This is a genomic window from Nonomuraea sp. 3N208, assembly GCF_052245935.1.
GTDB lineage: Bacteria > Actinomycetota > Actinomycetes > Streptosporangiales > Streptosporangiaceae > Nonomuraea.
Genome location: NZ_JBQQBR010000026.1, coordinates 175,812 through 186,058 on the forward strand (window position 1 = coordinate 175,812; position 10,247 = coordinate 186,058).

Below are 10,247 nucleotides of genomic sequence, written 5' to 3' on the forward strand. Positions count from 1 at the left end.
GAACCACCTGCACAGATGACGCGTCATTTCTTCAGGTAGGAAGATGCATGACGCATCAATTGATGTGTCATGTACTGTAGCCGGAACCCATGACATGTCAAGAATGCGGGTAGAATCCGGCCATATGAACGAGACGCCCCAGTGGCTCAGCCCGGCAGAGCAGCAGGCCTGGCGCGCCTTTGTCCGCGTGCACCAGCAGCTCAGCGCCAGGCTGAGCCGTGACCTGCAGGCGCAGTCCAAGCTGTCCGGCGCCGACTACGAGATCCTCGTCGCCCTGACCGACACCCCAGAGGGCCGGCAGCGATTCCAGGACCTGGCCAAGACGGTGGACTGGGAGCAAAGCCGTCTGTCCCACCACATCGCCAGGATGTGCAAACGCGGCCTGGTCGCCCGCGAGGAGTGCGCCGAGGACGGACGCGCGGCCTTCGTCGCCCTGACACCCGCTGGCCGCGAAGCCATCGAAACCGCCGCCCCCCAGCATGTCGCCATGGTCCGGCGCCTGGTCATCGACGCCCTCACCCCGGACGAACTCGCCATGCTCGCGCAGATCTCCAACCGCATCCTCGAACAACTGGACAACATGTCACCGTGACCGCTCGACGCGGTCCTCCAAGTAGCGGTGAGCCGGATGGCCAGGCTGTCGTGCAGTTGGATTGGCGACACTGTGTAGTCGCCTACTGTCCGGTGACCTCGCTGCGCTCGATGAGGCCCAGTACCGCTTCCCGGGTCTGGCGCAGGACGGCGACGGTCTCCTCGGCGGCTGCGGCGATGGCCGGCTCGCCGGGGGTGACGGGGGGTTCGAGCAACAGGGCCACGGTGTCGGCGAGAACCTCGGCAGGATCGTCGACCACCGACGGGGCGGTGGCCGGGTCGGACATGGCGGTGCCGAACCCGGTGAGCACGGCGTGCATGATGTAGGCCTGGTCAGGCAGGGGACGGTCGTGGCGGATCAGACCATGTCGGTGGAAGATCGGCATGACCGCCTCACACACGGCGCTGGGCGTGGCGCGGGCGAACACATCACGGTCGCCGGCCTGCTGGGTGAGCAGCCGCAGCAGGTCGGCGGCGCCGCTGTTGAGGCGGCGCGCCAGCGGGAGTTTCAGCCCGGTGCGGATCAGCAACGGGGCCAGGCGGCGCGGCAGCACGGAGGCGGGGTCGGCGGTGATGCGGGCGATGATCTCATCCAGGAAGGTCAGCAGCTCGCGGGCGAACAGCCCGAGGATGAGGTCTTCCTTGGCGGCCCAGTACAGGTAGACGGTGCCCTTGCCGACACCGGCGGCCTGGGCGATCTCGCTGACCGTGACCTTGCGCACGCCGTGGTCGAGCACCAGATCGCGTGCGCTGTCCAGGATGCGGGCGGCTTTTGCCGAGTGGTGTTCGATCAGCTGGCTCACCGAAGGTTTCCTCTTCTGCCGTGGCCCAAGACCGGTCACACGGCGGCGACGTCGAATGCTTTGTTCTTCATGTCCGGGCCCTTCATTATCTTGCCCATGGTCTGCCCGAGGACCGGCGCGTGCATGAGGCGCAGCATCATGGTGCGCATGAGCTGCTCCTTGCGGTCCTGGGGCGTGAACAGCCTGCGCATGATCAGCGCGCTGTTCTGCTCGGTGTGGATGAACGGCCGCAACCGGGCCTCCCACGCCCGTAGTGCGCCGGGCAGGTCGCCGGGGTGGCGCTGCAGCATGGTGCCCAGCAGCTCGCCTCCGGCGATGGCGCTGGAGGCGCCCATGCCCGCGTACAGGGTCACGCACCAGGCGGCGTCGCCGGCCAGGACGACCCGGCCGCGGTGCCAGCGCGGCATCTTGACCTGGTGTACGGCGTCGAACAGGTAGTCCGGGGCCTGCTCGAACCGGGTGAACAACGTCTCCAGCAAGGGTCCGGCGGGCTGCGGGCCGAAGGCGGCGCGGATGGACTCGATGGGTGGGCGGCTGAACTCGGCGACGATGTCGTCGGTGCGGTAGGAGAACAGCAGGGTCGGCGGGTGGTCGGAGAAGGGGAAGGTCCATGCCGACCGTCCGGGCTCCGCCAGGACCAGGCCCTCGTGCAGGCCGAAGCCCTCGATCGGCGCGTCGAGCGCGGTGGCGCCGATCATGTAGTTCAGCGGATGAAGGTATTCTTCGGGGCCGAAGGCCAGCTTCCGCACGGTCGAGCGCATCCCGTCGGCGCCCACCACCAGGTCGAAGCGCTCGGTGACGGTGGCGCCCGAGGCGGTGTCGTGCAGGGTGACCTCCGCTGCGGACGCGTCCTGGGTGATGCGGGTGGGCACCGTGGAGTAGCGGATCTCCACATCGGCCGGCAGTGCGGAGAACAGTCCCTCTTCCACGTCACCACGCAGCAACTGCCGGGGCCTCATGGCAGCGTTGGGGAGATTGGCCGGATTCATGCCGGGCGTGCGGCGCCCGGCCCGGTTCACTTCGTAGGCGGCGAGCCGCGGATGGCTGCGGTCGCCGATCGCCTCCAGCGCGCCCAGCCGCCGCGCGGAGGCGACACCGGTACCGAACAGCATGACGAAATATCCGCTGGAGCGGCGCGCGGCCGCCCGCTCCACGAGCACCGGCTCCCAGCCCACCTGCCGTAGCCGCACCGCGGTGGCGATACCCGCGATCCCGAGCCCGACCACCAGAGCCCGGCCACGCCTGGCCGCGTCCTTCATGACGACTCCCTTCCGTGTCATGTCGCGACCACTCTATCCGACGAACTGACCAAAATGGTTCTATTGGTCAGTCGTGGGGTGCCTCGGTCGCACGGGCGCACCGCGGATTGTGCGCAAGGTTACGGGTGTGTTGCGGGCCCTTGACGTGCGCCTTCCGGATTGCGTAGATATGACTGCGCAGACATGACTGCGCAGTCACACAGCTGACCTCCACAGATCTGAGGTCGGCGTCCATGGGAGAGCGACCATGACACGAGCAGTGAGGCGGGGCGGAAACGCCTCCATGCCGCGAGCCGTCGACGTGGCCCGCCTGGCGGGCGTCTCGCAGAAGACCGTGTCCAGGGTCCTCAACAACGAGCCGTACGTCTCCACCGAGGTGCGCGGGCGCGTGCTCGCCGCCGCCGAGCAGCTCGGCTACCGGCTGAACAACGCGGCCCGCGCGCTCGCCTCCGGACGGAGTCGTTCCATCGGCGTGGTGACGCTCGGGACGGCCCTGTACGGTCCAGCCTCGCTGCTCATGGGCATCGAGCGAGCCGTCAGGAACACGGGTTACGCCCTCCGCGTGGTCAACACCATGGAGGGCGACCCGGCGGGCATCGCCGGCGCCGTCGAATCGCTCCTGGAGCAGGGCGTGGACGGCATCGTCATCTCCGAGCCGATCGACGAGGGAGCGGAGCTCGTCCGCGCCGACGTGCCCGTTCTCGTCTACGGCACTCCACTGCCCTTCTCCGCCCCTCGCGTGGTGACCGCGGGCGTCGGTTCCGACGAACTGGCCCATGCGGCCACCGAGCACCTGCTGGATCTAGGGCACACGACCGTTCATCACGTCGCCGGTCCGCAGCGCTGGTACGCCGCCAGGGAGCGGCTCGCGGCGTGGCGAGCGGCGCTGGCGGCCCGCGGCCTCGGCGAACCGCCAGTCGTCGAGGGTGACTGGTCGGCCGCGTCCGGATACGCGGCAGGCCGTCGGCTGGCCTCCGACGGTGACGTGACCGCGGTGTTCGCCGCGAACGACGACATGGCCATCGGCGTGATCCGCGCGTTGATGGAGGCCGGCCTCCGCGTGCCGGACGACGTCAGCGTCGCCGGTTTCGACGACATCCCTGTCGCCGCGTACGTGACCCCTCCGCTCACCACGGTGCGTCAGCCGTTCGACGCCGTGGCGACGGCGGGACTCCGGCTCCTCGTCCATGCCATTGAGCAGCCGCACGAAGATCTCCCACCGGCGGCCGACCATCCGATCGAGCTCGTCGTTCGCGCCTCGACCGCGCCCCCGCCCCGGAGGACTTCGGGACGTGGGCGTGCGACCCCTCGCTGATCAGCGTCGATCAGCTCCAAGCCAGACCCGTCACGGCCACCGTGTGGCCCTTACTTCTCTGCTCCTTCCCGCCTGTCGCCAGGCGTGGCCGATCACCCCTGCCCCTTGACGGGAGTTCCCCCATGACGCCATCCAGTCATCCCTCGATCAGCCGTCGGCTCGTTCTCGCCACTGCCGGAGGAGTGTCGCTGTGCGTGGCGCTGGCCGCGTGCGGCGGCGGCAGCGGTGCCGGCAGCGGCACCGCTTCGTCAGCCCCTTCCACCGCCGCGGCCGTGAGCCAGGCCGAGATCGACAAGGCGATGTCCACCCCGACCGAGCTGACGTTCTGGACCTGGGTCCCGGACATCCAGCAGGAGGTCGCGCTCTTCGAGAAGAAGTACCCGGCGATCAAGGTGAAGGTCGTCAACGCCGGCCAGGGCGTGCCGCAGTACACCAAGCTGCGCACGGCGCTCAAGGCGGGCACCGGCGCTCCCGACGTCGTGCAGATCGAGTACCAGTACATCCCGACGTTCACGATCACCGACAGCCTGCTGGACCTGCGGCCGTACGGGGCGTCGACGCTGCGGGACAAGTTCGTCGACTGGACGTGGGGGCAGGTCAGCGGCGCCGGCGGGGAGGTCTGGGCGATTCCGCAGGACACCGGCCCGATGGGCATGCTGTACCGGAAGGACATCTTCGACAAGCACGGCATCGACGTGCCGAAGACCTGGGACGAGTTCGCCGCCGCGGCACGCAAGCTCCACGCGGCCGACCCGGACGTCTACCTGACCAACCTCGCCTCGAACGAGGCCGCCGCCTGGCACGGCCTCCTCTGGCAGGCCGGCGTGAAGCCTTATGTTAGCGCTAACAAGAGTGACATCTCCATCAAGGTCAACGACGAGACCTCCAAGAAGCTCGCCACGTACTGGGGTGGGCTCGCGAAGGAGGGCGTCATCGGCGTCGAGCCGGACTTCACCGACCCCTGGTTCTCCGCGCTCAACAAGGGCAAGTACGCCACCTGGATCACCGCGGCCTGGGGCCCGGTCTTCCTGTCCGGCGCGGCCAAGTCGACCGCGGGGAACTGGCGGGCGGCCCCGCTGCCGCAGTGGGACCCGGCCAAGCCGGTCTCCGGCAACTGGGGCGGCTCGACCAGCGCGGTCACCAAGACGACCAAGAACCCGATCGCGGCGGCGATGTTCGCCCAGTTCATCAACAGCGACCCGGAAAGCGCCAAGCTGTTCGCCACCAAGCAGTTCTTCTTCCCTGCGACGAAGGGACTGCTCGCGGACCAGAGCTACGTCGGCGAGAAGCCCGATTTCTACGGCGGCCAGCAGGTCAATCAGGTGTTCGCCGACATCAGCGGCACGGTCAACCTCTCCTTCCAGTGGCCGCCGTTCCTCGACCGGGTGGTGACGGACTGGACCGAGACCGTCGGCAAGTCCCTCGCCGACAAGACCGACACCGCCGCCGCACTCGACCAGTGGCAGACACGGATCACCACGTTCGCCAAGAGCCAGGGCTTCACCGTCCAGGGCCAGTGACCGCCGCCGGGTCCCGCACTCCGGTGCGGGACCCGTCACCTCCGCAGAAAGGGCCCGCCATGACCGCCATATCCGCGGCCTCCCGCGAGCACTCGCGCCGAGCAGCGGCGACACGTCACCGACGCGGTCGCGGCCGGAAACGGTCGGCGGGGCCGCTGTTCGTCGCCCCGTTCCTGGTGCTCTTCCTGGTGCTCTTCCTCGCTCCACTCGGCTACGCCGCCTACCTCAGCCTGTTCCAGGAGCGGCTCATCGGCGGGACGACGTTCGTCGGGCTGGCCAACTACGTGACCGCCGTCCAGGACCCGCTCCTCATCCAGGGGGTTCTCCGGGTCGCGGCGTTCTTCGTGATCCAGGTCCCCGTGATGCTGCTGCTGGCACTGCTGTTCGCGCTCGCGCTCGACAGCGGGCTGCTGCGGCTCGCGCGGGTGGTGCGGCTCGGCATCTTCGTCCCGTACGCCGTCCCGAGCGTCGTCGCCTCGCTCATGTGGGGCTACCTCTACGGGCCGGATTACGGTCCGTTCGCCCAGCTGGGCAAGGCGTTGGACCTGCCGGCGCCGCCCTTCCTCGGCGACGGCTGGATGCTCGGCAGCCTGGCGAACATCGTGACCTGGGAATTCGTCGGCTACAACATGATCTTGCTGTACGCCGCCCTGCGGGCCATTCCGCAGGAGCTCTACGAGGCGGCGGCGATGGACGGGGCCGGCGCGTGGCGGATCGCCTGGAGCGTCAAGCTGCCCGCGCTGCGGCCGGCGCTCCTGCTGGCCCTGGTGTTCTCCGTGATCGGCAGCTTCCAGCTGTTCAACGAGCCGAACCTGCTGCAGCGCCTCGCCCCGGACGTCATCGACAGCGCCTACACCGCCAACCTCTACGCCTACTCCCTGGCCTTCACCAGCCAGCAGATCAACTACGCGGCGGCGGTGTCCTTCCTGCTGGGGCTGGTCATCGTGATCGTCTCCTACGCCGTCCTGCTCACCGCGAACCGCAGGAGGACCGCATGACCACCATGACCTCGACGGCTTCGCGCCGGTCGCCGGCCCGCCGGCGGCACAGCACGCCGCTGACGATCGCGATGCTGGCCGCGCTGGCGTATTTCCTCCTGCCGCTGTTCTGGCTGGTCGTCGCCTCGACCAAGAGCACTCAGGACCTGTTCACGACGTTCGGGTTGTGGTTCTCCCGCACCCCGCAGCTGCTGGCCAACGTCGGCTCGACCTTCGCCCAGGACGACGGGGTCTTCGGGCGGTGGCTGCTCAACACCCTCCTGTACGCCGTCGTCAGCGCCTTCGGGGCCGCGCTCCTGGCGGCCGCCGGCGGGTACGGGTTCGCCAAGTTCCGCTTCCGCGGCGACCGCGCCGCCTTCAACCTGGTGCTCGGCGCCATCATGGTGCCGACCACCGCGCTGGCCATCCCGACGTACCTGCTGTTCGCGAAGGTGGAGCTGGTCAACACCCCCTGGGCCGTCATCCTGCCCTCGCTCGTCAGCCCCTTCGGCCTCTACCTCATGCGCATCTACGCCGAGGACGCCGTCCCGGACAGCATCCTCGAGGCCGCCCGCATCGACGGCGCCGGCGAGACCAAGATCTTCTTCCAGATCGCGATGAGGCTGCTGGCGCCGGGCCTGGTGACGGTCGTGCTCTTCACGCTCGTCGCGACGTGGAACAACTATTTCCTCCCGCTCATCATGCTCAACGACCCGAACCTGTACCCGATCACGGTCGGCCTCGCCTCCTGGGCGTCCCAGGCCGTCGGAGGCGGGGCCGGTGCGAACAGCGACATGCTCGCGCTCGTCGTGACCGGGTCCATGCTCTCGGTCGTCCCGCTCGTCGTGGCCTTCCTGCTGCTGCAGCGGTACTGGCAGAGCGGTCTGACGACCGGCGGCGTCAAGCAATGACCCGTACGTCCACTCCTTCGGAGGTTGCCCCTATGGCGGTTCTGCCCGCCCACGTCCTTTTCGGCGCCGCGTACTACCACGAGTACCAGCGGTCCCCGGACCGGCTCAAGACCGACCTCGACCTGATGGCCGACGCTCATTTCAACGTCATCCGGGTGGGCGAGTCGGTGTGGTCCACCTGGGAGCCGGAGAACGGACGGTTTGACCTCGACTGGCTCGAGCCGGTGCTCGACGGCGCCCATGAACGGGGGATCTCGGTGATCCTGGGGACGCCGACGTACGCGGTGCCGCCGTGGCTGGTCCGGCTCTACCCGGAGATCACGGGGGAGCGGGCGACCGGGCAGCGCATCGGCTGGGGCGCCCGCCAGGAGGTCGACTTCACTCACCCCGGCTTCCGTTTCCACGCCGAGCGGGTGATCCGCAAGGTCGTCGGCCGGTACGCCGATCATCCGGCGGTCATCGGGTTCCAGGTGGACAACGAGCCGGGTCTGCACCTGCTGCACAACCACGGCGTCTTCCAGCGGTTCATCGATCACCTGCGGGACAAGTACGGCGACGTCGAGACCCTCAACAGGGAATGGGGCCTGGTCTACTGGTCGCACCGCCTGTCGACGTGGGCCGACCTGTGGACGCCGGACGGCAACCTCCAGCCGCAGTACGACCTCGCCTGGCGGGAGTTCCAGGCCCGCCAGGTGACCGAGTTCATCGGCTGGCAGGCCGACCTCGTCCGCGAGTACGCCCGCCCCGGCCAGTTCGTCACGACGTGCATCTCCTACACCCGTCCGGGGGTGGAGGACGACGGGATGACCGACCGCCTCGACGTCGCGGCGGGCAACCCGTACTACTTCATGCAAGACGCCCTGGAATTCCCCGACCGCACCCCCGACGACGTCGAGCAGAGGTGGGTGACCACCGGGCTGTGGTCGATGTACCAGACCGCGGACCGGATGTTCTCCTCGCGTCAGGAGCCGTTCCTGGTCACCGAGACCAACGCCATGCACATCGGCGAGCCGTGGGACAACCGGCCGGCCTACGACGGCCAGTGGCGGCAGGCCGCATGGGCGCACATCGCGCGCGGCGCCCGGATGATCGAGTACTGGCAGTGGCACACGCTGAACTTCGGCTTCGAGACCTACTGGGGCGGGGTTCTCCCACACAGCAACCTGCCCGGCCGCACGTACGCCGAGCTCGCCCGCCTTGGGGCGGAGCTGGAGGCCGCCGGCCCGCTGGTCGCCGGGCTGGAGCCGGACGCCGACATCACGATGGTCTATTCGATGCCGAGCAAGTGGCTCATGCAGAAGCATCCGCCGCTGCCGGCCGCCGACGGCGGCCCTGACGCCGCCGCCTACCACCGCATCTTCGACCCGTTCTACCGTGGCGCCTTCGACGCCGGCCGGCAGGTGCGGCTCGTCCACGCCCGGCAACTGCACGACCCCCGGGGCGAGCGAGCCGGGACGACGCCCGAAGTAGCGGCGCGACGTCACCCGGTCCTCGTCGTCCCGGCGCTGTACGTCGCCGACGACGCGACGCTCGACTGGTTCGCGGCCTACGCCCACGCGGGCGGCCACCTGGTCCTCGGCCCGCGTACCGCCTACGCCGACCACGAGGCCCGGGCGCGGCGGGAGCCCGCACCCGCACGCCTCGTCGACGCCGCGGGCGTCCGCTACGACGAGTTCAGCAACCTCACGCGCGATCTGCCGGTCCGCGCCGTGCCCGGCGGCCAGCTCGAGCTGCCGGACACCGCGACCGCGACGTGCTGGGCCGACGCCCTGATCGTCGCCGACGCCGACGTGCTCGCCACCTACGTCCACCCGCACTTCGGCCGCTGGCCGGCCATCACCACCCGCCGACACGGCGCGGGCCGCGTCACCTACGTCGGCACGGTGCCCGGCCGCGACCTCGCCCGCGCGCTCGCCGCCTGGCTGGCGCCGTCCCCGGTCAGCGGATGGCACGACCTCCCAGCCTCCGTCACCGCGACCACCGGCACGTCGCCGGACGGGCGCCGCGTGCACGTCGTGCACAACTGGAGCTGGGAGCCCGCCCGCGTCGAGGTGCCCGTGGAGCTGACCGACGTCGTGGACGGCTCTTCCGTCCCCGCCGGCACGACGTTGGAGCTCGGTGTGTGGGACGTACGAGTGCTCGTCACGGCCCAGCCCTCTTGAGGAGTGATCCCGCCGTCATCCACCGGGGGCGCTGGTGCAGGAAGATCAGCCCTGGATGGACTTGGTCTCCAGATACTCTTCGAGGCCGTAACGGCCGAACTCACGGCCGTTGCCAGACTGCTTGTATCCGCCGAACGGGGCGAGGACGTTCCAGTCGCCGCCGTTGACGTCGACCTGGCCGGTGCGCAGCCGGGTCGCGGCGAACCTGCACGACTTGTACACACGCGACCGCGAGAACCCGCGGGTGGGGACGATCGTCGACGCGCTGCGCACCGAGAGCACCGAATTCGCCGCGATGTGGGGCGAGCAGCCGGTCAACCGCCTGTACTGCCCGCCCAAACGTATCCAGCACCCACAGCTCGGCCTGCTCGAACTGCACTGTCAGACACTGATCGATCCTGACCAGTCCCAGATGCTGGTCGTCTACACCGCGCCCGCGGGCAGTGAGAGCCATGACAAACTCCGCCTGCTGTCCGTCATCGGCGACCAACGCGTCTGACCGGAAAATAAGGACCTCAGCCGGGCAGGCGGCAGCGAACCCCGGCTGGTGATCGTCGGTGGGGTGGCCTGGGGGCGGTGTGGGTCAGGCAGCCTGGGTCAGGGTGACGGTGAAGCCGAGCGCTTGGAGTTGCCGGACGTGAGTGCGGGTCTTCTTGTCCCGGTCGATCTTGTTGGCGTGGTAGTCGGCTCCCAGGTCTCGGTAGCGGGC

At 69.2% G+C, this 10,247-nt stretch carries 10 protein-coding genes; 7 read left to right on the plus strand and 3 right to left on the minus strand.

Features of this window, described 5'->3' with window-relative positions; translation table 11 throughout:
• The first annotated feature begins 124 nt into the window (after positions 1-124).
• Positions 125-592: a MarR family winged helix-turn-helix transcriptional regulator gene (locus ACTWPT_RS35185; protein WP_443181827.1), complete on the plus strand. Its 468-nt coding sequence runs from the start codon at positions 125-127 to the stop codon at positions 590-592.
• A gap of 82 nt (positions 593-674) precedes the next feature.
• Here the strand turns inward: ACTWPT_RS35185 and ACTWPT_RS35190 are convergent, their stop codons facing one another.
• The gene (locus tag ACTWPT_RS35190; RefSeq protein ID WP_443181828.1) at positions 675-1,394 is read right to left on the minus strand and encodes a TetR/AcrR family transcriptional regulator; all 720 of its coding nucleotides are present in this window, start codon (positions 1,392-1,394) and stop codon (positions 675-677) included.
• Positions 1,395-1,429: 35 nt separating this feature from the next.
• Positions 1,430-2,674, minus strand: coding sequence for an FAD-dependent monooxygenase (locus ACTWPT_RS35195; RefSeq protein ID WP_443181829.1), 1,245 nt, complete (start codon positions 2,672-2,674; stop codon positions 1,430-1,432).
• 226 nt (positions 2,675-2,900) lie between these two features.
• On the opposite strand from ACTWPT_RS35195, the gene ACTWPT_RS35200 reads away from it, so the two are divergent.
• From ACTWPT_RS35200 to ACTWPT_RS35220, 5 genes are all read left to right on the plus strand, one after another.
• Entirely contained in the window at positions 2,901-3,968 is a 1,068-nt protein-coding gene (locus ACTWPT_RS35200; RefSeq protein WP_443181830.1) for a LacI family DNA-binding transcriptional regulator, read from the plus strand.
• 122 nt (positions 3,969-4,090) lie between these two features.
• Entirely contained in the window at positions 4,091-5,488 is a 1,398-nt protein-coding gene (locus ACTWPT_RS35205; RefSeq protein ID WP_443181831.1) for an extracellular solute-binding protein, read from the plus strand.
• 59 nt (positions 5,489-5,547) lie between these two features.
• Positions 5,548-6,486, plus strand: a complete 939-nt coding sequence (locus ACTWPT_RS35210; RefSeq protein WP_443181832.1) for a carbohydrate ABC transporter permease — start codon at positions 5,548-5,550, stop codon at positions 6,484-6,486.
• Positions 6,483-7,376 (plus strand): carbohydrate ABC transporter permease, encoded by an 894-nt coding sequence (locus ACTWPT_RS35215; RefSeq protein ID WP_443181833.1) that lies wholly within the window; start codon positions 6,483-6,485, stop codon positions 7,374-7,376. Before ACTWPT_RS35210 ends, ACTWPT_RS35215 begins: the two co-directional genes overlap by 4 nt.
• 32 nt (positions 7,377-7,408) lie before the next feature.
• The gene (locus tag ACTWPT_RS35220) at positions 7,409-9,538 is read left to right on the plus strand and encodes a beta-galactosidase (RefSeq protein WP_443181834.1); all 2,130 of its coding nucleotides are present in this window, start codon (positions 7,409-7,411) and stop codon (positions 9,536-9,538) included.
• A 45-nt stretch (positions 9,539-9,583) separates the two neighbouring features.
• On the opposite strand, the gene ACTWPT_RS35225 is transcribed toward ACTWPT_RS35220, so the two are convergent.
• On the minus strand, positions 9,584-9,760 hold the full coding sequence (locus ACTWPT_RS35225; RefSeq protein WP_443181835.1) for an aldehyde dehydrogenase family protein: 177 nt from the start codon (positions 9,758-9,760) through the stop codon (positions 9,584-9,586).
• Here ACTWPT_RS35225 and ACTWPT_RS35230 point away from each other — a divergent pair.
• Entirely contained in the window at positions 9,753-10,037 is a 285-nt protein-coding gene (locus ACTWPT_RS35230; RefSeq protein WP_443181836.1) for an MmyB family transcriptional regulator, read from the plus strand. The two genes, ACTWPT_RS35225 and ACTWPT_RS35230, sit on opposite strands and share 8 nt — an antisense overlap.
• The last annotated feature ends 210 nt before the right edge of the window (positions 10,038-10,247 follow it).

Coding starts and splice junctions, on each gene's coding strand:
- ACTWPT_RS35200 (WP_443181830.1), top strand. CDS start 2,901: ATGACACGAGCAGTGAGGCGGGGCGGAAACGCCTCCATGCCGCGAGCC.
- ACTWPT_RS35210 (WP_443181832.1), top strand. CDS start 5,548: ATGACCGCCATATCCGCGGCCTCCCGCGAGCACTCGCGCCGAGCAGCG.
- ACTWPT_RS35185 (WP_443181827.1), top strand. CDS start 125: ATGAACGAGACGCCCCAGTGGCTCAGCCCGGCAGAGCAGCAGGCCTGG.
- ACTWPT_RS35220 (WP_443181834.1), top strand. CDS start 7,409: ATGGCGGTTCTGCCCGCCCACGTCCTTTTCGGCGCCGCGTACTACCAC.
- ACTWPT_RS35205 (WP_443181831.1), top strand. CDS start 4,091: ATGACGCCATCCAGTCATCCCTCGATCAGCCGTCGGCTCGTTCTCGCC.
- ACTWPT_RS35195 (WP_443181829.1), bottom strand. CDS start 2,674: ATGACACGGAAGGGAGTCGTCATGAAGGACGCGGCCAGGCGTGGCCGG.
- ACTWPT_RS35215 (WP_443181833.1), top strand. CDS start 6,483: ATGACCACCATGACCTCGACGGCTTCGCGCCGGTCGCCGGCCCGCCGG.